General features: G+C 58.0%; 21 protein-coding genes and 2 pseudogenes. 11 read left to right on the top strand and 12 right to left on the bottom strand.

The window, feature by feature from the left end; genetic code table 11:
• Positions 1-109: 109 nt before the first annotated feature.
• The 4 genes from NLN62_RS10420 to NLN62_RS10435 form a co-directional block, all read right to left on the bottom strand.
• Entirely contained in the window at positions 110-1,723 is a 1,614-nt protein-coding gene (locus NLN62_RS10420; RefSeq protein WP_254108696.1) for a hypothetical protein, read from the bottom strand.
• Positions 1,724-2,105: 382 nt separating this feature from the next.
• The gene (locus NLN62_RS10425; RefSeq protein ID WP_254108697.1) at positions 2,106-3,050 is read right to left on the bottom strand and encodes a winged helix-turn-helix domain-containing protein; all 945 of its coding nucleotides are present in this window, start codon (positions 3,048-3,050) and stop codon (positions 2,106-2,108) included.
• Positions 3,051-4,732: 1,682 nt separating this feature from the next.
• On the bottom strand, positions 4,733-5,623 hold the full coding sequence (locus NLN62_RS10430; RefSeq protein WP_371932951.1) for a DNA-processing protein DprA: 891 nt from the start codon (positions 5,621-5,623) through the stop codon (positions 4,733-4,735).
• 205 nt (positions 5,624-5,828) lie between these two features.
• Positions 5,829-6,017, bottom strand: a complete 189-nt coding sequence (locus NLN62_RS10435) for a hypothetical protein (protein ID WP_254103354.1) — start codon at positions 6,015-6,017, stop codon at positions 5,829-5,831.
• Positions 6,018-6,143: 126 nt separating this feature from the next.
• Here NLN62_RS10435 and NLN62_RS10440 point away from each other — a divergent pair.
• Positions 6,144-6,386 (top strand): annotated as a pseudogene (locus NLN62_RS10440) (DUF1810 family protein); the annotation flags it as partial.
• Positions 6,308-6,697, top strand: coding sequence for a hypothetical protein (locus NLN62_RS10445; protein ID WP_254113424.1), 390 nt, complete (start codon positions 6,308-6,310; stop codon positions 6,695-6,697). The pseudogene NLN62_RS10440 and the gene NLN62_RS10445, both read left to right, overlap by 79 nt.
• Before the next feature lie 617 nt (positions 6,698-7,314).
• Here the strand turns inward: NLN62_RS10445 and NLN62_RS10450 are convergent.
• The 3 genes from NLN62_RS10450 to NLN62_RS10460 form a co-directional block, all read right to left on the bottom strand.
• Positions 7,315-8,886, bottom strand: coding sequence for an ISL3 family transposase (locus tag NLN62_RS10450; RefSeq protein ID WP_371933115.1), 1,572 nt, complete (start codon positions 8,884-8,886; stop codon positions 7,315-7,317).
• A gap of 518 nt (positions 8,887-9,404) precedes the next feature.
• A complete protein-coding gene (locus NLN62_RS10455; RefSeq protein WP_254108698.1) occupies positions 9,405-10,988 on the bottom strand; it encodes a Fic family protein in 1,584 nt (527 codons plus the stop codon).
• Positions 10,989-11,280: 292 nt separating this feature from the next.
• Positions 11,281-11,577, bottom strand: coding sequence for a hypothetical protein (locus NLN62_RS10460; protein ID WP_027527295.1), 297 nt, complete (start codon positions 11,575-11,577; stop codon positions 11,281-11,283).
• Between the two features lie 156 nt (positions 11,578-11,733).
• Between NLN62_RS10460 and NLN62_RS10465 the strand changes: the two are divergent.
• Positions 11,734-11,946 (top strand): annotated as a pseudogene (locus tag NLN62_RS10465) (IS5/IS1182 family transposase); the annotation flags it as partial.
• Positions 11,947-12,340: 394 nt separating this feature from the next.
• Here the strand turns inward: NLN62_RS10465 and NLN62_RS10470 are convergent.
• The 5 genes from NLN62_RS10470 to bioB form a co-directional block, all read right to left on the bottom strand.
• Positions 12,341-13,624, bottom strand: coding sequence for an adenosylmethionine--8-amino-7-oxononanoate transaminase (locus NLN62_RS10470; protein WP_254108699.1), 1,284 nt, complete (start codon positions 13,622-13,624; stop codon positions 12,341-12,343).
• Positions 13,611-14,255 (bottom strand): dethiobiotin synthase, encoded by a 645-nt coding sequence (bioD, locus tag NLN62_RS10475; RefSeq protein ID WP_254108700.1) that lies wholly within the window; start codon positions 14,253-14,255, stop codon positions 13,611-13,613. Before bioD ends, NLN62_RS10470 begins: the two co-directional genes overlap by 14 nt.
• A complete protein-coding gene (locus NLN62_RS10480; protein ID WP_254108701.1) occupies positions 14,252-15,406 on the bottom strand; it encodes an 8-amino-7-oxononanoate synthase in 1,155 nt (384 codons plus the stop codon). Before NLN62_RS10480 ends, bioD begins: the two co-directional genes overlap by 4 nt.
• 80 nt (positions 15,407-15,486) lie before the next feature.
• Positions 15,487-15,840: an aspartate 1-decarboxylase gene (panD, locus tag NLN62_RS10485; protein WP_254108702.1), complete on the bottom strand. Its 354-nt coding sequence runs from the start codon at positions 15,838-15,840 to the stop codon at positions 15,487-15,489.
• A 46-nt stretch (positions 15,841-15,886) separates the two neighbouring features.
• Complete coding sequence (bioB, locus tag NLN62_RS10490) at positions 15,887-16,882, bottom strand: biotin synthase BioB (RefSeq protein WP_254108703.1); 996 nt, start codon at positions 16,880-16,882, stop codon at positions 15,887-15,889.
• Between the two features lie 113 nt (positions 16,883-16,995).
• On the opposite strand from bioB, the gene NLN62_RS10495 reads away from it, so the two are divergent.
• The 8 genes from NLN62_RS10495 (at position 16,996) to NLN62_RS10525 (ending at position 23,983) form a co-directional block, all read left to right on the top strand.
• Positions 16,996-17,628 carry a GntR family transcriptional regulator gene (locus NLN62_RS10495; RefSeq protein ID WP_254108704.1) on the top strand — a complete coding sequence of 211 codons (633 nt, stop codon included), beginning with the start codon at positions 16,996-16,998 and terminating at the stop codon, positions 17,626-17,628.
• A 157-nt stretch (positions 17,629-17,785) separates the two neighbouring features.
• Positions 17,786-18,121: a Dabb family protein gene (locus NLN62_RS10500; RefSeq protein WP_254108705.1), complete on the top strand. Its 336-nt coding sequence runs from the start codon at positions 17,786-17,788 to the stop codon at positions 18,119-18,121.
• 110 nt (positions 18,122-18,231) lie between these two features.
• On the top strand, positions 18,232-19,626 hold the full coding sequence (gene pabB, locus NLN62_RS10505; RefSeq protein WP_254108706.1) for an aminodeoxychorismate synthase component I: 1,395 nt from the start codon (positions 18,232-18,234) through the stop codon (positions 19,624-19,626).
• Positions 19,623-20,207, top strand: a complete 585-nt coding sequence (locus NLN62_RS10510; protein WP_254108707.1) for an aminodeoxychorismate/anthranilate synthase component II — start codon at positions 19,623-19,625, stop codon at positions 20,205-20,207. Before pabB ends, NLN62_RS10510 begins: the two co-directional genes overlap by 4 nt.
• Positions 20,208-20,614: 407 nt before the next feature.
• Positions 20,615-21,313 (top strand): SidA/IucD/PvdA family monooxygenase, encoded by a 699-nt coding sequence (locus tag NLN62_RS53385; RefSeq protein WP_371932952.1) that lies wholly within the window; start codon positions 20,615-20,617, stop codon positions 21,311-21,313.
• Positions 21,204-21,938: a SidA/IucD/PvdA family monooxygenase gene (locus tag NLN62_RS10515; protein ID WP_371932953.1), complete on the top strand. Its 735-nt coding sequence runs from the start codon at positions 21,204-21,206 to the stop codon at positions 21,936-21,938. Before NLN62_RS53385 ends, NLN62_RS10515 begins: the two co-directional genes overlap by 110 nt.
• Positions 21,939-21,958: 20 nt before the next feature.
• Positions 21,959-23,182, top strand: a complete 1,224-nt coding sequence (locus tag NLN62_RS10520) for an MFS transporter (protein ID WP_254108709.1) — start codon at positions 21,959-21,961, stop codon at positions 23,180-23,182.
• A gap of 21 nt (positions 23,183-23,203) precedes the next feature.
• Positions 23,204-23,983, top strand: a complete 780-nt coding sequence (locus NLN62_RS10525; protein WP_254108710.1) for a phytanoyl-CoA dioxygenase family protein — start codon at positions 23,204-23,206, stop codon at positions 23,981-23,983.
• The last annotated feature ends 21 nt before the right edge of the window (positions 23,984-24,004 follow it).

Below are 24,004 nucleotides of genomic sequence, written 5' to 3' on the forward strand. Positions count from 1 at the left end.
CCCACCGGGTGCCATATCGGTGGCACCTGAGCGGCCCACCTGCGGTCGCACGCTAGGTGCACGTTGGTTGCACAAGCGGGCGCCGCGTCGCCCGAGGACGAAGCATCTATCAAAACCAATCAATCGGCATTTCTTCGATTAGTGCGCGAGCATATGCAGCCGCAACGAGAGCAGCGTAATTCTGCCAAACGTCGTTTTTTTGCTCATCACAATAGTCGCAGACGCCCCGCACGACGAATGCGTCCTTCCCTTGCGCCCAAGCTGCGTTCTGTAACCCGCTGGCTTCCATCTCGACCGCGCGAACGTTGAACTGATCGCGTAGTTGGTCGCGCGTTGTGTGGTTCTTCAGCAGCGTGTCAGCGGTCCCAATGGCACCGCCGTGCACCTTGGGAAGGGTGTCGCGCACATCGGGATGTGCGACCGCTTTGCCGTTTTCATAAAGAACGTCTTGAGAGCTTGGTGGGCGGGCAAACTTGGCACCTAGTCTCAGTTGCGCGTGCGCCAATATAGATTCCCACGGTCTTTCATTCATCAACTCTCGGGTTGTGAGGTGCCCAGCCGCTTGTAGCAGCTTCGCTGACGGCCGCTGAGGAGAGCTGCGCGTTTGGCGACCCTCTTGCGTCTCTTTGACGAAGTCATATTCGATTATTCCGGCAGAGCTTGAAAACACAACATCGCCCAGCCGCACGTGGTCATCGGGCTTTTGTGTGTTGGGACAACCGCCGGCAATACCCACCATGAGTATGTGTTCAACATTCGGGAATGATCGCAGAGCATTTGCAGTGACGGTAGCTGCGTTCGCCTTGCCCATGCCAGCAGAGGCGAGAACAACCGTTCGGCGCTCACCCCCCTTAACGAAGGTGCCTACAGAATACAGATTGCTGTCATCGGGTCTGCCGAACTGTGTAGCATCATCAAGGGTGGAGAGAACCGCTGCGTTCTCTTTTGGTAGCGCAGTGACGATGAGCACTTTTGCCATTTGGGCGCGCTCGTGCGCTCCGGGAGAGCGGGAGCCCGCTTGCTTTTCCATTTTGAATAAATCCTGTCCATCCGCGTTATATTCGATGCGCTTCATTGCAGGATACAGAGAGGTATGTCGCGCTGCGGCCTCAAGCCGCGCTCGCGTTAGCGAGCCGGGATTGGCGGCTTCGTAAGCCCGTAAAACGGGCCCTGCATAAGCAGCACAGTTGTCGGCATTTCGTGCCATGTGCTCCAACAGGCGCTGCTTTACCCGATCAACGTCCTCATCAGCAAACCAATCCATGATGAGGGTTTCCAAACCGTCGAAGTAAATACCTCGCAGTCCGGTCGCAAGTCCAGCGCGCGGCTCCGGGTCAGGGTCTTCTGACCCTTGTACGAGAAACTCATAATTGTCTTGAGCGGTCTGAACATCTTTGACGGCCAATTGAAAGGCATACTTCCTTATATTCGGCGGCTGCGCCTCTACATCATGTAGCGGCAGGCGCAGGTCCTTAAGATTGAAGTTGGGATTTTCGTAGGTTGCCCAAATCGAATACTGCGCCACGATTGGGTCGGGGTGCAAATTTAGCTCACCGATGACCTTGCGATTGGGCATGTTCAGCGTAAACAGATTTTCGGGGGCCTTGTCTAAGCCGACCAGAATGCCTGCGAGCCTCAACTCCGGCGGGTCTGCATAGTCAATCTGCACACGCGCCACTCGAAGCTCATTCTGGAAATGACCGCTGTGTTGGACAGCAGCCATTAGGGTCGCTCCCGCGAGCGGCAGATCAGCTCGTTCGAGCTCCTTCCTCGCCTCCTCGGCTGGGAGCAACGCGCACAACGCAGATACGCCCGCACCTAAAATGTCGGGGTCGTTACGATTTCGTTGGATAGCCTCGACAATTGCCCGTGTGTTGTCTCGGTTTCCGATCAACGCCAACGCGTTCAACGCCCAGCGCTTGACCCTGGGGGCTGTATCGTGGAGCAGCCCCATTAAGTGGATCGATATTCGCTCAGGCTGATGGTGTCGCAGACCTTGACGGTACAGCTTGCAAAGTCGCTGGAGACCGATCTTCTTGCTCTCTGGGTCTCTGTCCCCGATGAGCAGCTCAATGTAAGCGACTTCGGTCGGATCAAGATACCTATTAGTACGCCGAGGCCGCAGCATGGCAACTTTGAGCCTCGTGTCCCAGTAATCCCGTGAGGTTTTCCAACACAAGCCGCGACCAAGGATCGAAATCCTCGTAGTGGTTGATTTGGAACTTCAGATCATGCCAAGCGAGGTCATTTATCGCCAAGCGACGAGTGATCGGTTCAAGCCACTCCGGCGCTTGGAACGCGACAACTCCGAGCAGATTGAGAGGATTGTCATTGTTGGCGCAGATGAATCCTTTCAACTCAGCGCCGCGCGAGAGTTGGAGGTCAGTGCTTAGGCTCAAGTCGACTGAGACGGCACGGAGTCCACTGGCCACAATCCCATGGTCCTCTTGATCAAAGAGGGTGAGGTCATCGTGCACGACCGGACAGAAAAACCCGACTGATCTTTTTTGCAGGAAGTTGTCGCGATCTTCGCGATATCGGCCGTGCCTATACGTAAGCACATGATTGCTGCGCAGGACGAGCACGAACGACCACACAAGGACATCATCCGGGGTTCTACGACGCGAACTCGAAGCGTAGTGATAGTGCCGCTCGCTCAAAAGCTGTAAGACTTCACTTGATGCGACGACAGTGCGCCGGCAAAGCTCACTAGCGCTGTTGGAGTTGAGGGCCAGCGCGTGGTGGTACGCCAATTCGCGTCGTCTGCGCCTCGCGACAATCGGCACCCGATATTCAGCCGGAATTGCTGGGTCTGTTAGAAACTCGCGCAGGAAAAAGTACCCGGGCCTCGTGCGGAAGAAAGCGCTGCGCTCGCGGCGGGAGAGGATGTCCTCGCTTAACCGAGCTTGTAGCGTCTTATGTTGCGTCTTGCCGTACAATGAGGGCGGAACAATACCAGACGATAGGCCGCGCCTCAGGATTTCGCGGGGCGGTAACGGCCTCCGCGCTTCGCGCAGTACACGGCTTGCGATGTCTAGATACGCATCCAAAGGATTGTTTCCGGTAATGAATGCACGCTAACAGGGACGTCTCACGGGTTCAACGACGTGCGCGCTCTTATCACAGCCTAGGCACCTTGCGTGGTGGTAGCACCATGTGGTAGTAACCGCTCAGCAGTCGAGCTGATTTGTGCTGATTTTTCAGTATCTTCCTGCCTTGCCCGCGCCCTCCGCTAGGGGCGCGCCAGCGGCGCTAGAAGCGCTGATAGATCAAAAACATCCCGCAAATCATGACTTTGACTGCACGTAGCTTTGATGCGCGCGCTAATGGGACTGATCAAGGACAGACATGGTACCTTCTACGCCAAGCGGAAGGTGCCCGAGCGCCTACAAGAGGCCGTTGCCCGTGTGCTTAACTGAGACTGCGAGAGGCAGGTTTTCTCAAGAAATCGCTCGGCACGAATGGCCCCAAAGCGGCCAACGTAGCAGCGACGGGTGTACTGGCAATCTTTGATAGGGCCATCGAGGCAGCCGAGGCCCTGCTTGCAGCGCATCCTGTCCCGCCCTCGCTGACTGACGCTGAGATACGGCGCATGGCTGCGGCGGCCGGCGGCACGTGAGAGTGTGGTTCGGCGACGGAGCAAGCGGGCCCAGCGAGCGTTGGAGCACGGCAGCCAAGGAGGAGTACGGGCTGCCGGCACCATCTTCCTCAGAGAGATTGCCAAACCTGAGCGCGTGAGAGTGCTGGTGTCTAAGTTGTTTCGTCACCTCTAGCCGTACGCTAGGCACACTACAGGGGCAACCAGAGGAGGTAAGGGGACATGCTGCGGACTTCAGCGCCACGGTGAGAGCCGAAAGCAACCTGTTGGGCTTAGGCACCGCACCCTGCAAAGCGTCCCATGACGCGCGTGACACGGTGGGCGAAGTGGCAACGATGGGATGGGTGACCGGGTGGTTAGTCAATACAGCCTTTCGTCGGCGGTGCTCTTGCTCAGCCTTCGGCCAAACCCCAGGGTACGATTAGGTAGTAGATCGCCGCGCAACGACTACGTTGTCCGGGGCGCTACAACCAAACCACGGACTTTACTTACCGAAGATAGAGAAGTCGTCGGCCTCAAATGGGTTCGCAAAGCCCCTTCGAGCGATAAAGAAACCGACGATATGTGCGGCGGGGAAACGGTTGCTCAACACCTCTTTGGCAGCACGAAAGTGAGTGCCAGCAGTCAACACATCGTCTACGATCCCAATTCGGGTCGGTTCTGGGTTGCAGACCGACTCGTCTATTGCGAGGCATCCTTGATCTCCTGAACGGAAGGACGTTGATCGCTTTCATGCGCTGCACGCAAATTTGCCGTCTGCAATAGCAGCTCTCGCACGTCGATAGCTACTGCGGATCACAGTGCCCGGCAGATTTGCGCCACTCGGTCGTCGTCGGCGTCAGTTCTGATCTTCGACGGCGGCATCGGAACCAGCACTCCGCCAGTAAGCCATCTCGGGTTGATAGCTGGCCCCAGCACCGCTGCGCACTCGTTGATTGCTCGCCCTTTGTAAACGTAGTGGAGCTGGTTCCGCTGAGAAGGCTTCTTTTTCAAGTTAGAAATAAGAGAATTCGTCGCGCTGAAAACCGTAGCCCTGCCGGGCCGTGTACTCGAACCGGTAATAGCACTCATCATTTGGCTGTATGAAATGATGGTCGATACGGTTCTGATCATCGATTTGTCGAAGCTGGATGGTCACCCAAAGCGTCCCAAATATCTTCCGACTTCTTCACACGGATCGCCCCCCGCGCCTCGTAAGTGGCTGGCCAGGTGATGTCCGATCTTGCGAAGCAAGAGTCCAAAATGAAGAGCTTCCGCCGTTGATGAAGCGCGGCGCGCGCTTGGGTTAGCGTCCCGCTCACCCGCTTCGACGATAATGGTTGCTTCGGTGAGCGCACTCATCGTGATGTTTCGCTCAGGGAAGAACAGTCTGTTTTGTGGCACGGCCTGCTTTGAGTAACGTAGAACCGGCACCTGAGAGATTAAAAGGTAATCGCTCGCGATCTGAGCCTGCAGCTCAGCATTTTCTTTGGGATACGTCACTCCGAGAGGAGTGCCGATCACCGCAATTGTACGCCCCTTAGCTTCGAGCGTGGCCCTGTGCGCAGCGGTGTCAATACCGGCAGCGAGACCCGAGACCACCGTGAATCCGGCGCCAACCAGCTCACGCGCAATCCGGGCAGCGCGCTTTAGACCTTCCTCAGATGCTCTACGGCTACCGACAACTGCCACGCCGCGGGTCTCGGACAATTCCCACGTGCCCCGATAGTAGAGCAACTCAACCGGATGCTGAGCATCTCGCAACCGCTCGGGATAGTCACCAGCGTGGTTGATCCGAATGCCGAAGCCATGGTCGCCCGCAGTCTTCAAGGCTTGAAAGACTTCCCGTGCTCTTGCGTCCGCAATCGAGTGAGCAACAAAGTCGGAGGGTAGCGCTGTCGGGTCCTTCGCAAACCGCTCTGCAATGTTTTTGAAGGTAGCTCCAGGTTGGAGCCACATTTCCTCGTAGGCTCCAAGCTCGCGAGCAGGCGAGATGGGGTTTATTGCGGGCGAACTATCCCGCGAAGCAAAGAGAGCATTCTTCATTCTGACCCACCATCCGGTTTCATTATCTTACGGCAATTCCCTATTAACAAATTGGACTGTTGATGAAGCTGAACGGCTTCGGTGAGCTACGTACCATGGCTGAACCAGAGATCGTTCTCATTTGGTGACAAAGTCAAGGCCGGGATCGACCTGCCTATAGCCTTCCTATTTTGCCTCGGCGGCGCAGCTATAGGCTCCGCCTGAACTAAACGGGCGGATCGAATTTCGTTTGCTGGATGGCGTCGTAGATGCGAACGCGAACCTTCGGAAAGCGGCGCTTCAGTTCGACGGCGCCATCTTCAGCGCCCTCCCTGGTGGTGAACTTGGACTTGAGAATTCCGTCGATCTCGATGGCGTAACCCGTCTTCGGCAGTTCGATATTTCGCCCAGGCATTATTTGTCCTCGTCCTTGGTGGATCTCCGATCGCAGGGTTACGTTGTGTCCGTCGGGTCGGACAAGCCGGCCACGTCCGAAAGGAAGGGATAACGCGTGAGTGATCCGTACGACCTGCAGCGTTTCGTGGACGCGCAAAACCCGGTTTACCGGCGGGTCGTCGAAGAACTGGGCCGCGGCCGTAAGGCGACGCGTTGGATGTGGTTTGTTTTCCCGCAAATCGCTGGTCTAGGCTTCAGCGCGATGGCGCAGCGGTTGCGATTAGCTCTCGCGCCGAAGCCGCCGCTTATCTGCAACATGATGTGCTGGGACCTCGCCTCGTTGAATGCACCCGGGCTTATCGTGGCGGCCAGCGACAAATCGATTGCCGATATTCTCGGGTCGCCCGACGACATGAAGTTTCGATCGAGTATGACGGCTGTTCGACGCCGTCTCGAAGCAGCCGATCTTCAACGACGCTATCGTGGCCTTCTATCCGGAAGGCAAAGATCCGGCGACCGTGTCGACAGTTCAGCGAAGCGAAGCTCGTTGACCGTGGTCCTGTGAGAACTGCGGACGGCACGGCGTGTCTTGCGACTGGCCGCGGACTGTGGCCGACTTGGGACCACCGGCTAACTCGGGTGGAGGGCTGGCGCCAACTGCGGACCAAATTTTATTACTTTGAGGTATTTAGGTCGTGATATTGACGGGCGACGCGGCTGGATGTTGGCCGCCTTTTGGCGCCCAGATGCTTCGGATAGGTTGGAACTGTAGGGTCGGTTTGAGTCTCACCGGCCTGGAATCCCATCTCGGGTGAGGCTATTGGCCACTACTCCAGAGAGCTATTGTAATTGCACAACATATTTTTATTGAGATCGCACGACATATTATTGTTGTAATCGAATTCATCCTCGCCAATCTCAACTCGCGTTCGGGGAGGAGCTTGCAGTTTTAGCATCACGCCATCTGCCACGCCCCACCTCAATCTCGGGGGGCGCAGTACCTTTCTCGTCTTCTGAAGGATACTTCTCCGAGCGCATCTCCCTGGGAATTCAGCTACTGATTGGTACGAGCCAGCGTCGCCGAGCGGTCACGGGTGCACATCGCGGCAGCGATGATTGCCCGGCGCCAATTTCTCACCCCATAAAGTTCGTCACGCCTTTGCGACTTATGGAGAACGCGATCTCGGTTTCGGCGAAGAAGAAGCAGACCTCATTTTGGACCATCTTGAAGGGGTCTCTTCGAAAGACGTTACGAGACAATTCTACTCTTCGGACCCACGGGCTCGCCGAAAGTGGGCGGCGGCGATCAGGCGTTCTCATCCTGATCGGGTTCTTCCGCATATTTGGTGCAGCATAGCGATAGGTTGCCTGGTCGTTCTCAAGCAGCCAGGAGGACGCGTCGACGTAATAGTGGGTAGCTCGCACATTTGTCGTTTGATGGCTTTGATCCTGCTGATCTGGCCTTCGACCGGACTGGTTGTCCAGGATGTAGTTATTGCCGCTCGGACCGCATCGATGTCGCGCGCGATGCCGTTGGCGAAGCTCTTGAGCTCGCTGTTGCCTGCTTGCATGATCCATTCATCGAGCTCGGCGATGTCGCTACCGTTGAGAAGGGACACAAACCGCTTCGCCAGATCGGCCGCCGTGGCAAGCTCTGGAGCTTGTGCAAACAGATGACCGAGGAACAGCCTGGTTTGAGCATCGATCTGATCCGGATTCTGGCTCAAGTACCAAGCACAACGACGACGCGTGGGAGCTTTCCAGGTCAGGTGTGGTTGTGCGGCTCCTCCCGCTTCTGCATGTGCGCGTCTGTCAGCGGCCCATCGCGCGACGGTCACCCGACTTCCAGTATACCCCTGTTGCTGAAGCTCCCGCCAAAGCTGCTGGCCCACCTGGCAGCCGGAGGCCCACTGCGCTTCGAGCCATGCCTCGAAGGGCGCGAGAAGATGTGAAGGTCTTTTGGGACGTGAATGCTCCGGTTCACCGCCAGCGGCCAGCCAGCGCTGAACAGTGCGCTTGTCGACGCCGAGCAGTTGAGCGGTCCTGGATGTCGGGCAACCTTGCTCGCGTAGGCGACAGATTTCATCCCAGCGTTCGCGTCGCGCAGCCTTTCGATCCGCCCGCAACTGCGCAAGGCCGGGCGGCAGCGTGGAACTGCCGGTCTTCGCTTGTTGCGCGGACGCCATGATTTGCACAGCGGCGGCTACGTTGTGACGATGGCGGCCGACCGCATGGCGCAGGGCCTCACCCAAACTATTGAGCAGGTGCCAGCGGTCCGCCACCTGCACCGCGTCGGGCGCGCCGCAGCGTGTGCCATCAGCATAGAGTCCCGCACGATCGCGGGCGACGACCTTGATTCCCGGCCAGCGCTTCAGCCAGTTCGCAACACTGTCGGCGTTACGATCGGGAAGCAGATCAAGTACGCAATTGCGCTCCAGATCGCAGATGATCGTTCCATATCGCTGGCCACGACGCCAAGCCCAATCATCGATGCCGACGACGGTCGGGGCAACGAAATCCGGCAAGGGAGCCGAGTGAACCATTCGGAGCAAAGTGTCGCCGCTGACCGGCATGGCCAGTTTGCGCGACAGGCGCGAGCCGGGCTCACCGCCGACGGCAAAGCCGATCGCCAGTTGGCTCTCGCCGAGGCGGGTTGTGCGTCTTGCTTTCGGCCGCACCGTTGCCGGTAGCCGCTCGGCGAATATCCGACGCGAGCATTGCGGATTCGCGCATCGAAACCGTCGCGCGTGAAGCCGGATTTCGACAACCCGCCCCCGCCACGGCAGATCGGCTAAGCGTCGCACGTAATGGCTGTGGACGCGACCCGTCTGGCAGGCGCAACAAGGACAGAATGAGACCGCTGACTTCGGCCGAGCCACGAGCACCACCCTGTCGGTGTGGGGGAGGATCTGGACAATCGAAAGCTCGGGGGAAACCAGTGAGCGGAAGGCTTGAAGCAAGGCGAATCACGGGCGTCGACTGCGATCCTGACCTTATGCCCTTATTCGCACTGTCCGTGAATCCCGCAGCCTGCACCAAATGTGCGGAAGAACCCCTGATTGTCGCGCCATACGAAAGCGGGAAATGATGCATGCTTGGGTCGCTTGGTGCGAACACTGGGCGACCCGTGCCATCGCCGAAGACCCTTTGCTCCTGGATCGCGAATATATGGCGGAGGCAGCCAAGTAGTCTTAGAGACCTGAGCTGGGCGCGGCTCATGCCGAACCAAAATCTTGGGACGACGCTTTCGTGCGCGGCAGGTAGACACGAGGCCACCGCCCGGCGCTAGCCGCCGTTGACCGCCACGCCGCGACTCAAGCACGACATGGCCGGGTTTCAGGCGCGCGTCACGACGTTGATCGAGTTCATCGGGAGCCTGCCACGATGGCGACCCGCCATTGCCTTCTCAGCGGCCAATCGCATTCGGAGAAAAAAAACCCTGTGGGTTATCCTCGGCGTTCCAATAGTCCTTTGTGGCGGGTACTTCGTCGCGCCACTCAATCTCCGTCGCGGCGTCGTAGTTTTCCCATCTGGCGTTCTGTCCTTCTCTCACGAATGCGTTCGTCCTCGCCCAGGCCTCAATGGCGCCGTCCACTGTGGCCTCATGTATGGTTGAGACTACCTCCTGCGCGCGCAAGCACGCGCGCGTGATGGGCCCTGGTTCGCTTCGCTTCGTGAGCGCCCTCATGCCTCCGATGTAGTCGCCGCGAAATACGGTCGGAATGATGACTTGCGCCTGGTTACCTCTCAAAAGTTCTGAAGTGAGGTGCAGGCGCGATATGCGTCCGTTGCCGTCATCGAACGGATGCACTTCCGCGATCAGACAATGGAGGAAGACGCCACGTGCGAAAGGTTCGGTGAGCCCCTGCAGGAGATCGTAGCCGTACTTCAGCGTGCCAACGACCAGGTCGGGCTGGACCATTGAGATCCCACTGACCTTGTTGTTGACTGTCTTGAACCTGCCGGGCTGCTTTTCGGGACGGGCGTCCATCAAGAGCGCATGACGCGCCCTCAGCATGTTCTCGAACTCCTGATAGTCAGCAGGCACCGCCGTCAGTGCGCGTTCGTCGGTGAGTAGCCGGTACGTTGCGATCACGTCGTGCCCGTCCGCCGGACGGTTGATAGGCGCGACGCCTTCGAAGACGATGCGCTTCGCCTCTACCACCGTAAATTCGGTGCCTTCGATGAAGTTGGAAAAGTAGGCCTCGAGGAACGCGTTCGACTGTCTCACCCCCTGGTCCTGGGATACGGGCCGATCAGGAAAAGATAGCGACTTGAGGTGCGCGAACAGCTCCTGCAGTCGGGCGCAGCAGTTCTTGTCGGCGCCCGCCCGTCTAATTTCCGCAGCCTTGCTCGCGAAGCGCACTTTTTGCGTTCCGAGCAAACCGCCCATCAGGCGGTCGAGCTTCTTGAACTCTTCCTCAGCGCTAAGCTGAGGTGCGAGCTTCCTCGCTTCGTCGCGCATTTTGTTGAAATTGTCCGGCCCGCCCGAGTCAAGCAGGGTGACTAGGTAGTCCTCGAATTCGGCATCGCTCAGATTTCGCTGCACTCCGCCCCGTGTCCGCGTGGGTTTGAGGTTCTCAAGTAGAGAACGTGGACGGGACGGTGAATAGAACTCGGCGGTGATCATTGGACTGTCGCCAGGCAGAGCCGACGGCCCTTCGATTAGTCGAATTTCCATGCCCGGAAGCTCGACTGTCCGGTTGGAGTATGGCCCTGTGAGGAATACGTAAGATTTCCCGCCCTTCTCTGGCTGATATGGTCGCATCTTTGCGCCGGTGCGAGATGTCACCACCGTTTTGGGAAACAGGTGCGGTAAGATGTACCAGATGTTCCGCCCCACGACGGCTTCGAGACCGTCTTTCAGATTTGACGTATAGACGCGCTCGACGATTTGCCTAAGTTCACCGGCCTGGGCGCGCCTGCGGATCTGCCGGCTGCCGGCTTGGTCGTCTTTTGTCGTGATGAGGATCTCGCCGTAGGTCGCCATAGCCGTGTCCGCTGCGGTCGAATAAGGAGGACGACCGTCCATTAAAGTCGGTTAAACGCCCATTTTGGTCCGCATTAGTCGAATTGGAACCCGCTTCCAGCTCTAATATTCGAGTATCCTGCCCATATTCAAGGGGATAGTCCGTAAAAATCGTTTAAGGTGCCGTTTTTGTCCGCAATGCTCGAATAGACTGACACGGACATATTCGAATAATACGGACAAAAAGTCAATAATATCTGACTTTTACGGACAATCCACCTGGCAAATCGACTGTGGCGGACGCCGCATAGGACTAGGCGGTTGGAGCGGCCCGCTTCGGCCCCAGTCTGATCGAAAGCCGTTCAATCAGATGCGGTTTGAATTCAACCTTCGGGACGAACACCGGAACCTCGGGATCGGGCTTGTCTTTGTCGTGTTTGGGATTGGCGCTCCAGTCATCCCGCTGTGGGACGTTCTCCAGCCCGACCACAAACATGTCGAACCCATCTTCCGCCAGTCGGAACCGCAGGAAGTTGTTGTACGCGCCGATCCGCAGCGAACTGAACGCATCGTTACGGTTCATCCTGAACAGCAGGCAGGTGATCAGCATGTTCAGACCAAACAGCGTGCTCCCGATCAGAAAGCAACGAACCGTCCGCCGGCCCAGCAGCTCTCAGTTCTATTGGTGACATGACGACAGTCCTCTCTCCCAACTGCTGGGTCGAGACATAGCCTGAGTCGCAAAATCGGTTGCGCATCAAATCCGCGTCGCCGCGCCGCCGTCGAGCCTGTGATCGGCCATCTCAAGGACGACCACCGGATGCGCCGTAACCATCTCAAGGGCCGCGACGGCGACCGCATCAACGTGCTTGCCGCCACCGGCTACAACTTCAGCCTGCTCCGCCGCTGGCTCGCGGAACATTTACGCGGCCTGTTATGGATACTCTGTCGCCACCCATCGCAGCCACACCTTGCGTAAAAACGGTACTCAGAACGTTCTTCACAAACGACGATTTACAGTCAGCCCCCCCTTCGTCACTCGGGAGACCCCCGCAACAGCGTCAGGCAGTGGGCCCGAAATCGTGTCCAACTCCGCCTGACCAGTGAAACGGCGCGTTCATCAGTGTGGTGAAGATCACGCCCTGCTGAACCGGCTCAATGCCAGCCGCGATCTCAACTAGCTTCCGGGCGGCGGTTACCGCGCCCCACGGACAAACGACAGCTGTCCATAAGTCGGACGCCCCTTTCAATCTTGCGAGCGTGACGAACCTCTACCGGCTCCTTCGTCAAAGCCCACCGCGGACTCAGGATCGGGTAAGCGCAATACTCGCCCCATCGGTCGGAATAATAAGAAGAAGTTGGCGCTCGAGTGCCTATGCACGCAGAGCGTTCCTTCCAGCCAGCGCATCGGCGGCATCTTTGATGCCCGCATAGATCTCGTCAAGGTCTGCCGCTGTCGCACAATACGGCGGCATCACGTAGATCGTATTGCCGAGCGGCCGCAGCAGCAGATTTCGATTCTTGAAGAAGGCGTGAAGCTTCGGACCGATGTCCGCCAGATAGCCCGCATCGCTCGTCTTCAGATCGAGCGCTGTAATCGTGCCGGTTCGACGAACGCTTCCGAAGCGCGCATCGCCCCGGAATGGCTCAATTGCCTGTTCTTGCATCGCGGCGATCGCCGCCACGCGTTGGCGAGTTTCGGGATCTTGCCAGAGGTCCAGATTGGCTCTTGCGGCCGCGCAGGCCACGGGATTTGCGGTATATGAGCTCGAATGAAAGAACGTGCGCGTGCGATCCTTCGAATAGTGGGCATCGAATATATCGGCGCGGCAGAGCGTCACCGCGAGGGGAAGCGCTCCGCCCGTAATTCCCTTGGAGTAACAGACGATATCGGGTGTAAAATCGGCCTGTTCGCACGCGAAGAGTGTTCCCGTGCGGCCCCAGCCCGTCATGACCTCGTCGGCAATGAACAGGACCTCCGATGCCTCGCAGATCCGCTTCATCTCTCTGAGCACCCAGGCTGGGTACATCAGCATTCCGCCGGCCCCCAATATCAGAGGCTCCACGATAAAGGCTGCCGGAATTTCGTTTCGACATGCAGACTCAAGCGCGTCGAGCGTGTCCTGCTCTCGACCTGTTGCAGGAAACGGGACTGAGGTGACGTCAAACAACAAAGGCCCGTACGCCTCGTTGAACACGCCCCGCGCACCAACCGACATCCCGCCTACCGTGTCGCCATGATAGGAATGTTGCATCACGACAATGCGTATTCGCTGCTTGCCGATATTATGCCAATAGCCGAGCGCCATTTTTAGCGCGACTTCCACGCTTGTAGAGCCGCTGTCGGAGAAGAAGACATGCTCTAGCCCGCGGGGCGCAAATTTCAGGAGCTGCGCCGCAACTTCCTCAGCCGGATCGTGGGTGTGGCCGGCAAAGATGACCTGGTTGAGCTTGCCGGCCTGTTCTTGAATCGCGCGCACAATATCCGGGTGACAATGACCATGCGTCACCACCCACCAGGATGAGATTGCATCGATGATACGCCGACCATCGGCGGTGTGGAGATAGGCACCACTACCCCGAACAACCCTCGTCATCTCATCTTGAAGAGCGTGTTGCGTGAATGGATGCCAGATCGGAGATTTATTCTTTGGCATACAACTTGAAACTATCTGCCCGGAATGAGGTCTTGAATGTGGCCTGCAGCGTGTCCGCGGTGAGGGGAGAGAGCCATGGCAACCGTCCCAGCCAACGCACCCGGCCCATCTCGCGGATGACGGTCTGAGTCTCGGCATTTCGTTCACCAATGAAGGCCATCCCGAGAATGGGGATCTCACGCTTTCGGAGAGCCTCTATCGACAGCAATGAGTGATTGATGGTGCCCAGCTTCGTGCTCGCGCAAAGCACGACTGGAAGGCGCCATCGCTCGAACACATCAATGTAAAGAGTATCGCCAGTCAGCGGCACCATGAGCCCGCCCGCTCCCTCGATAACCAATGGCTGCCGACTAGTATCGGGCACATCGAGCGAATCTGCCTCGACGCGAACTCCGTCAACCTCCGCGGAATAGTGGGGCGAGGCTGGTGTTCGAAGGCGGTAGCGCTCTGGCAAGATGCGGTCGGCCGACAAGCCGCCGAGCCGCGCGACAGTCTCGGTGTCGGTCTCTCCATCGAGGCCGGCCTGAATCGGCTTCCAATAATTCGCGCCGAGAAGGTTCGCGAGCCCCGCGGAAAACACCGTCTTTCCGATTCCAGTATCTGTGCCCGTTACCACGATACGCGGAGTCATCGAAGTCCACCTTTTGTCTCCTCGGCCAAGGCATCGAGCATTGAGCATACGTCGTCTTCGAGGACGTTGAGCGTTAGCGAAACTCGCAAACGGGCCGTGCCCGCCGGCACGGTTGGCGGCCGAATAGCGCGGATGTCGAAGCCGCGCGCCTGCAGCGCCGAGGCAAGCCGCATCGCACGCGCGTTGTCGCCTACGATGAACGGTACGATCTGCGAGACCGAAGGACTTTTCCAACCACGCTCTCTCATCTGCCGATGCGCGAACGCGACCAATTCGATGAGTCGCTGCTGACGCTCGGGTTCCTGCTGCAGGATCAGAATCGCCTCTCGCACGGCGACGGCCGTCAATGGCGAGGGGGCGGTGGCGAAGATGAATGGACGGCACCGATTGACCATGAAATCTCGCAGGACGCCGGAGGCAGTAACGAGCGCCCCCGCAGCGCCCAGTGCCTTGCCGCAAGTATGAACAACCAGAAGATTTTCTCGCCCCTCATAAGGCGCGGTGAATCCCCGTCCCTTCTCACCGTAAACACCTGTGGCATGGGCCTCATCCACCATCAGGAACGCATCATGCCGGTCGGCGAGCGCAACCAGTTCTTGGAGCGGCGCAAAATCGCCGTCCATGCTGTAGAGACTTTCGGCAACGATCCAGATTCGCCCCACTCCGCCATTTGCCCGCCAGTCACGAATCGTGCTTTCGACCGAATCCGGGTCGTTATGCGCGCTTATCCGAAAGTCAGCGCGGCCGGCCCGCGCGCCTTCATGAATGCTCGCGTGCACCAGAGAATCGAGAACGAGCAGATCGCCTTTCTGCGGCACCGTCGTCAGGACAGCAAAATTTGCGACATAGCCGCCGCCAAAGAAGAGCGCTGTCTTGGCCCCAAAGAACCTGGCAGCTTCAGCTTCCAGACTTTCGTGCTCCTCGCAATTGCCGCGCAGGAGCCGCGAGCCGCCGGCTCCGATCGGTGTGCCGGCCTCGATCGCTGCCAACACAGCCTTCTTCATGCGCGGCGCGCTCGCGAGCGCCAGATAGTCGTTCGACGTGAAATCGATTCCTGCACGCGGACTGAGGCTGCGCAACCGGTGATCTTCTTTCAGGACGTTCAACGCCGAGGCATATCGGACAGCTTTTCCCGCGTGGATTGAATTCATTCTGCACTCTGAGAGCATTGAAATCGCGCAAAGTTCTCACCATGCGCGCAGAAAAACGGCTTCGAATGGCCGCTCGGCGATCAAACCGGCGATATTCGATTTTCTCGATCAACCAACACAACGCGCGGTCTGAATGTTTTTGCTTCCGCCTCGTCAAAGGAGGCATATGCAACGATGATAATTTTGTCTCCGGGCATCGCTAGTCGCGCAGCCGCACCATTCAGGCCTATGATGCCCGACCCCTGCGGCGCCTCGATCACATAGGTGGCGAAGCGCGCTCCGGTTTCGATGTTGTAGATTTCGACGCGCTCGTTAACCAGGAACCCTGCCGCGTCCAGCAGCGTACGATCGACTGAAATCGAGCCTTCATAGTGCAGATCGGCTTCGGTCACCGAGGCGCGGTGAATTTTGCCTTTCATCAAGGTAATTTGCATTTCTCACCTAAGCTTAAGGAGTTTGCAGCTCGCCGTCCTGCTTCGTTCAGGCAAGGGCGGACGTGATGCCGAGCTTGGTCAGCAACTTTGCGTCGCGGTCGGCTTTCGGATTTTTGGTGGTCAGCAGTACGTCCCCGATAAAAATTGAATTTGCACCGGCCAAAAAGCACAGTGCTTGCAACTCGTCGGTCATGTCATGCCGTCCGGCGGACAACCGCACGATGCTCTTCGGCATCATGATCCGGGCGGTTGCGACCAGACGCACGAGCGCGATCGGATCAGGACGCTCCGCGCTGTCATTGACGGGAACCCCCTTGACCTCGTTCCAAAGATTGATCGGCACGCTTTCCGGAGGTTTTCGGAGATTGGCGAGCAGGACGAGCATGTCGAGACGGTCCTCAACGCGCTCGCCCATGCCGATTATGCCGCCACAGCAGATCTTGATGCCCGCCTCGCGCACATGCTCGAGCGTGTCAATTCGGTCCTGCAGCGTGCGGGTTGTAATGATCCTGCCGTAGAACTCAGGCGAGGTGTCGACATTGTGATTGTAGAAGTCTAGCCCTGCCTCGGAAAGCTGTCCTGCCTGTTTCGGTGTCAGCATGCCGAGTGTGACGCAGGTTTCCATGCCAAGGTCTTTGACGGCGCTGACCATCTCACAGACCCGATCGAGATCACGGTCTTTCGGACTGCGCCAGGCCGCAGCCATGCAGAAGCGGGTTGCGCCAGCCTCCTTGGCACGTTGCGCGGTGGCGACCACATGGGCGCGATCCATCAGGCGGCTCGCTTTCACCCCCGTCTCGTAGTGCGCGCTCTGCGCGCAGTAGCCGCAGTCTTCCGGGCAGCCACCCGTCTTGATGCTGAGTAGACTTGCTGTTTCGACGTGGTTTGGATCGAAGTTATCGCGGTGAACGCTTTGCGCCCGAAACATCAACTCAGCGAACGGCAGACCATAGAGCGCTTCGGCCTCGCTACGCTTCCATTTGCGGCCGACCTGCGCCAGCTCGCAACTTCCGTTCCGGTCAACTCCAACAGCAACATCCATAGCCCTGAACCCGTAATCATAGATAATGATGTAAATTATCTATCGTTATCGACATTTGATCGATGCTAATCGATGTGATATCGGGGCGCACCCATTTTTCCGATAGATAATCTATGATGAGTGAGAACAGGACGACTGCTGGACGCATCGCAGAGTCGATTGGTGAGCGCATTATCAACGGCGCTTTGCAGCCGGACTCGCCACTCCGGCAGGATCATGTCGCACGGGAATTCAATTCGAGCCACGTCCCGGTACGGGAGGCTTTTCGACAATTAGAGGCTCAACATCTTGTCGTGAGTGCACCTCGCCGCGGCGTGCGGGTCGCTCCGCTCGACACGAATTCGGTGAAAGAGATCGCCGAGATGCGTGCGGCGCTCGAGGTGGTCGCGCTACGCAATGCAGCTCCAAAGCTCTCATCGACCCACCTGGCACGCATTGAACTTGCCCTGATTGAAGGAGACAATGCCAAGACCATTGAGGAGTTTGAGATGGCCAACCGGGCCTTTCACTCCGCCCTGGTTGCGCCCTGTGCGATGCCGCGTCTGCTGGCCAGCCTTGACGAACTACAGCTTGCAAATTCTCGGCTGGTGTTCGCGATGGCGCGGACGGCCGGCTGGCGTCCACGGTCCAACCAGGATCATCGCCTGATTTTGCAGGCCCTGCGAAGTCGCAATCTTGATCAAGCCTGTAACCTGCTTGCGCGTCACATTCAGACCATCGAACGCTTGGCCCTTCCGACGTCCTGATCAGGAAGAGGCTCTTGGGAGTTCAGTTGCAGCCTGCGAGGGGCGACACTGTCAAACAATCGATCGTCAACCAGCGATGCAGCAGCGGGGCGTTGCAGAGGGCTCGATCCCAAGTTAGTTATGCGTCCCATCTCTGACAGCAATGCTAGATCCATCCATGATTCGTCACATCGTTTTGTTCACCGCCAAGGATGAGGGGCACATTGACGGGATAATCGAAGGCCTCTCGGTTCTCACGACCATCCCGCATGCACGCCGGCTCGAGGTTGCTCGCAACCGCAAGAGCGACCAGCTCGGAAACGACATCGACGTCATCGTCTATGGTGAATTCGACAACGAGGCGGAACTCGCAGCTTACAAAGCGCATGATCTATACCAGGAATCGATCAGGCGGGTACGCCCACTCCGCGAGCTGCGGTACGCGGCAGACTACAATGTATCGACCGATGTGCGTTTGCTCACTCGCCGCGCTGTGTCCACTGGCGGAGACTAAGCTGACCGCCGGTTTCATGAGCTTGCAGGTTCCGATCGAACTTCGCTATTGTTTGGCGCGGGCCGTAAATCGCGGCGCGCGGATGCCACTCGCCGGTGACTGACAGCCCGATGCACGTCCGCGAACTGCCATGGATTGCCCCTGTCGCAGCGATGCAGCGCCTCGCCCGCAGGCCTCATCTTACGTTTCTCGATAGCGCATCAAGCCACGAGCTACTTGGACGCTACTCATATCTGACCTGCGACCCGTTCGGCACCTATATCGTCGCGGATGGACGGGCAAGTTGGAACGGACAGGTTCTTGACGACGCCCCCTGGGAAGTCCTTCGCACCCTTCTTGCGAGGTATCCGCAAGAGCATCGCCCAGATCTGCCGCCATTTCAGGGAGGAGCGGCCGGGTTCTTCGGTTATGATCTGAACAGGACATTGGAGCGATTGCCAGTTCCGGCAACCTCCGGACACTGTTTGCCTCAATCCATCCTGCATTTTTATGACGTGGTCGTCAGCTACGATCACCGTGAGAAGAGATGCTGGATGGTGTCTACAGGATGGCCGGAGCAGGAGCCCGCACGCCGCACCGCGCGTGCATGCCGTCGAGCCAATGAGTTTGCAGCTCTCCTTGCCAACTCAAACTCGCCGCGGACTAGCGCCTACGGCGCGGTCGGACCATGGCAATCGAATTTCAGCCGCGCGGGCTACATTGCGGCGGTACAGCGCGTCAACGATCTGATTCTGGCTGGAGACATCTTTCAAGCCAACATTGCGCAGCGCTTTAGCGCGCGCTTGCCGACCTCATTTGATCCTGTTGCCTTCTACTGCCAACTGCGATCATTGAACCCCGCCCCGTTTGCAGCCCTCCTGCGTTACGGCAACCTCACCATTGCATCGAGCTCGCCGGAGCGGTTCTTGAGGCTCGACGGACGACGGGTCGAAACGCGCCCCATCAAAGGCACGATCGCGCGCTCCACTGATCCCATGGAAGATCAGCGTCGCGCTCAACTCCTGGTCACATCCGACAAAGATCGTGCCGAGAACATCATGATCGTCGACCTCCTACGGAATGATCTGTCACGTGTTTGCACTCCGCATTCGGTTGATGTTCCTGCGCTGTGCAATCTCGAAACTTATGCCTCGGTGCACCACCTCGTGTCGGTCGTAACTGGTGAGCTTGCAGGAGACCAGGACGCCATCACCCTCCTTCGCGCCTGTTTTCCGGGCGGCTCCATTACCGGGGCGCCGAAGGTGCGATCGATGGAAATTATTGCGGAAATCGAGCGAGTCGCACGAGAGGTCTATTGCGGAGCGATCGGCTTCATCGCGTTCAGCGGCCACATGGATACGAATATTGCGATCCGCACTGTCACCATCGACGACGGCATGGCTGTGTTTCACGCAGGTGGCGGGATAACGGCAATGTCGGATCCGGCGGCCGAATACGAGGAGACACTCGTCAAGGCACAGCGAATGTTTGACGCATTTTGCGCCAATTCTTCCGGTGATTCGTGATTGTCATCATCGACAACTACGACTCCTTCGTCTTCAACATTGCCCGCTACTTCCGTAGGCTCGGTGAAGCAACGGAAGTGATCAGGAATGACGCGATTTGCATCGACGATATTGTTCTTCTCAAGCCGCGCGCCGTGGTCATTTCCCCCGGTCCCTGCACTCCAATAGAAGCCGGAATATCGACCTCGGTCGTTCGCGACCTTTCAGGTCGTGTCCCAATTTTCGGCATCTGCCTTGGGCATCAATGCATTGGTAGCGTTTTCGGCGGAACGGTGGCACGTGCACGTCGTCCCATGCACGGCCGGTCGTCATACGTTACGCATGACCGCAGAGGGATATTTGAAGGACTTCCTTCGCCCCTTTGCGTGGGGCGCTACCATTCACTCGTTGTGGAGATCGATCAGTTACACGCGTCGCATCTGACGGTAACGGCGCGTTCGGACGAGGGCGAGATCATGGCCCTTGCACATCGCGATCAACCTACCTACGGTGTCCAGTTCCATCCTGAATCGATACTGACCCACCAGGGCGAGACTCTGCTTAAAAACTTTTTGCGACTCGCAGAGAATTTCCAAGCGTGACGGCGGGCTATCCTCTCGTACGCCTCCGCCGCAATCAGGCGGCGGCGGCATCCCCAACATCTCAAATCGTATCGCATTCTCGGCCATCTGGTTCGGCCAGCAGCCCATAGAGCGCGCTTTCAACAGCCGAGGCGCGCGCGCTTAGGACACGACCGGTCACCACCGCAACCTATATCCGGGCAGCGCTTTACGCGGTCTTCCATCGTTTCGCTTTCCATGAAGCTGCTCCGCAGGATAAGCGCGTTTTTAGGTCTGTGAGGAGACGCGCCGTACTCCAGAGCATCCGGTTCACTGCGACATAAAACAACTTGTATCTCACGCGGTGTCAGATTGTAGGCTTCCATACGCAGCAACTGACCGCCTTGCTCAAGCGGGGAAGACCTTACACAAGCGCGAGAGAGAGCTTCGTGGATACGCTGGATGTCATTGGCGTCGGGATCGGTCCGTTCAATCTCAGCCTGGCAGCGCTGATTGAACCCACCCCTTTACGCGCACTATTCCTTGAGAAGCGCGAGACATTTTGCTGGCATCCGGGACTAGCGCTTCCGAACAGCCGCCTGCAAGTGTCGCCATTCAAGGATTGTGTGACCTTGGTAAACCCAACCAGTCCCTATTCTTTCCTGAATTACCTCGCACAAAACGGGCGGCTCTACAGTTTCATCAACAAACGCAACGCCTCGACCTCTCGGCGGGAGTTCACTGACTATTACCAGTGGGTCTCACGTCAACTCGGCACGGTCCGCTTCAACGAGGAAGTGGTCGACATCGCCCCCTTCAGGGACGCCTATCGCGTCAGTACGAGCACAACCACATACCTTGCGCGCGCCGTGGTGATAGCAGTTGGCGTCGAGCCAAAGATCCCCCGGTGCGCTAAGCCTCTCATTTGCGATACTATCTACCATGCGGCTGACTATCTTGATCGAGACCCACCACGCAGGGACGAGCATGTGCTCGTGGTGGGCGGTGGTCAAAGCTGGCGCAGAGATTGTCGAGCACATGCTCAATCGCCCCGATGTTCCCCGGATTACCTGGGTCACTTCGCGCTCGAACCTGTTTGCGATGGACGATACCAGTTTCGTCAACGAGGCCTATATGCCCGGTTATAGCCGGCGCTTTCACGCCCTGCCGCTTCAGCATCGCCGTGCCATCATAGAACGCGAAAAGCTGACAAGCGATGGCATTTCTGCCGAATTGTGCAACCGCCTCTACGACATTTTGTATGAACGAGACGTGGAAGGTGCGCTTCTTGAGAGCTTCCATTTACTCTCCAGTGTCGTCCTGAAGCACATCACGCCTCTCGACAAGCGCTGGCTAGTCGAGCTGACCGGTCTTTTCAGGCAGCAGCATCACAGTATCGTCGTTGATCGCATCGTGCTCGCCACGGGCTTCCAACCGCGCACGCCCCGCTTTCTGCAGTCGCTCCTAGGCAGCGCCCACATGGAGGACGACCTGCCCGTGCTCGGTCCGGACTACGCGGTCAGCTTCATGCAGCAAATGCCAGGACCGGTCTATTTGCAGAATCAAAGCCGTCTGCAGCACGGATTGCAGAGCGCAAATCTGTCGCTGGTGGCGTACCGCAACAGCCTCATTATCAACAGCCTCCTCGGGCAGCCGTTTTACCTCGATCAATCTGGGCAACTCCTAGGCGGTTACGAGGGGCCAGACGATGCAGAACTGAACGATCTATCGGATGCAAGGACATCGGCAGAAAACATGAGCGCGATCACATGAACGCGGGACGGCCCTCTATCTTGCGTATCGTCGATGTGCCCCCAGGAGCTGCGGACCGCCTCGCTAGCAGACTGCCCTACCGCGCCTTCGGACCATTTCTGCTCGCATCTGGTGTCATTGCTGCAGCCTATGGCACGAGCTTCGTACTGCCGGAATATGTGGAAACCCTCGGTATGGAGCGCGACGTCGCTGGCTCCATGATCTCAAGTGGCATGGTTGCGACAATCGTGTGTTGCTGCCTGGCAGGCCGTCTTGCTCAGCGTATCGGCATTATGCAGACGATGGCTGCCGCCACGGTCGTGATGGCACTGGCCATGGCAGCTTTTGCCGCCGCAGTGTTCGACACGCGAATAGCGTATTTAGGCGGCATGCTCGTCGGTGTGGGATGGTCAGTGTTGTTCATCCTGTCGCCGCTGCAGATTATCCGCCATCTACGCCCCACAGCACGTATCCAACATCTGACGATCTTGTCTGGCGCGCAAATGGCCGGGCTTGGCCTAGCGGCTCCGCTCGGCCACTTTCTGGCAGACTACACGGGGTCAATGGCGATCATGTACGCGCTGTTCGCCATGGCCTGCGCAGTCGCGGCCATCTGCATAGGCGTCGCACGAAATGCCATGTTGAGCATCCCCTCGGTGCCGATGCCTCACATCGAGATCACCCTCACCACGACGCTCGCCCTGCTTCGACACGCGACGGCCGCACCGATCCTCATGATCGCGGTTGCGGCCTGCATCTTCTCGGGGCTATCGACCTATCAGAGTGCCTATGCAGCATCACGTGACCTCAATCCCGACCTCTTTTTCCTGGTATTCACCATTACCAGCGTGGCGCTTCGCTTTTCTGTCGCCCATACGCTGGACCGAGTGCCCGTACACCGGCTTGCGCTCACGCTCTTTATCGCGACCGGCGCCTCATTGGCGTTGTTCATTGTCAATGAAGGCGACGATCTGCTCTATATCCTGGCCGCCGCAATCTTCGCCACAGGCTACGGGCTCAGCTATTCCACCCTTAACGGAATGGCCGTCAATCTCGCTGGCGAGCGTGGGCTCTCCGCACCGGTTACCTCGCAGATCTTCACCTTAGCCTATTTTCTCGGGTTGTTCGGCTTTCCGTTCCTTGGGGGGCAGTTGATCCGCGAATTTGGCCCCGATGCGATGTTGCTCACGCTATTGGGTGCGACCGCCTTTAATGGAGTGCTCGCAACCGCACTCCGCCCAAAGGCAACAATTGGCTCTCTGTAACATGAGAAAGGAGCTCACGACATGCTGACCGACGCACAAAAGGCGAAATGGCATCAGGATGGATATCTTCCACTCGAAGGCTTCTTTGACGCACCTACGCGCGACAGGATCTCTGGTTTTGTGGAGGACGTCGCACGCTGGGAAGTAAGCATCGACAAATGGATGATGTGGTTCGAGAAGACCACAGATGATCGCAAGATCATCTCAAAGGTCGAGAACTTCCTGGACTACCATGATGCGCTACGTCAGACGCTGCTGGCCGACGGTCGCATTTGCACCGCGATCGAAAAACTACTCGATGAAGACACCCGGATGTTGAAGGAGCTGCTGATCTTCAAGTACCCCGATAGCGGCGGGTACCGCCCACATCAGGACATATATCACATCCCCCACAAGCTTCCGGAGCGAATGGTGCATGCCATAGCAGCCGTTGCGATCGACGATTCGGCTCCTGACAATGGAGGCCTGTTCTTCACCCCTCGGCTCCATAAGGAGGGAGTATTTCCCATGGATGCCGGCGGTGTCATCAACCCGGAAGTGATCGAGAGCTTTGAATGGGAACCGGTGCCGTGGAAGGCAGGCGACGTGTTTATTTTCGACGACTACGCGCCCCACTACTCACTCCCGAACAAGAGCGATCGCTCTCGTCGCACGCTCTATTTGGTGTTCCAGCGGGCATCCACTGCCGGTCCTGATCGTGCCGAATACAACCGGATGAAGCGTGCCTATAACCCACCGGAGGGCAAGGTAGCTGACCTCCAAGATCTAAAGACGCCTAACGGCATCTTTTATCGCGAGTGATCGCAACGCCTAAGGAAAGAC

The sequence above is a fragment of the Bradyrhizobium sp. CCGUVB23 genome (assembly GCF_024199885.1).
GTDB lineage: Bacteria > Pseudomonadota > Alphaproteobacteria > Rhizobiales > Xanthobacteraceae > Bradyrhizobium.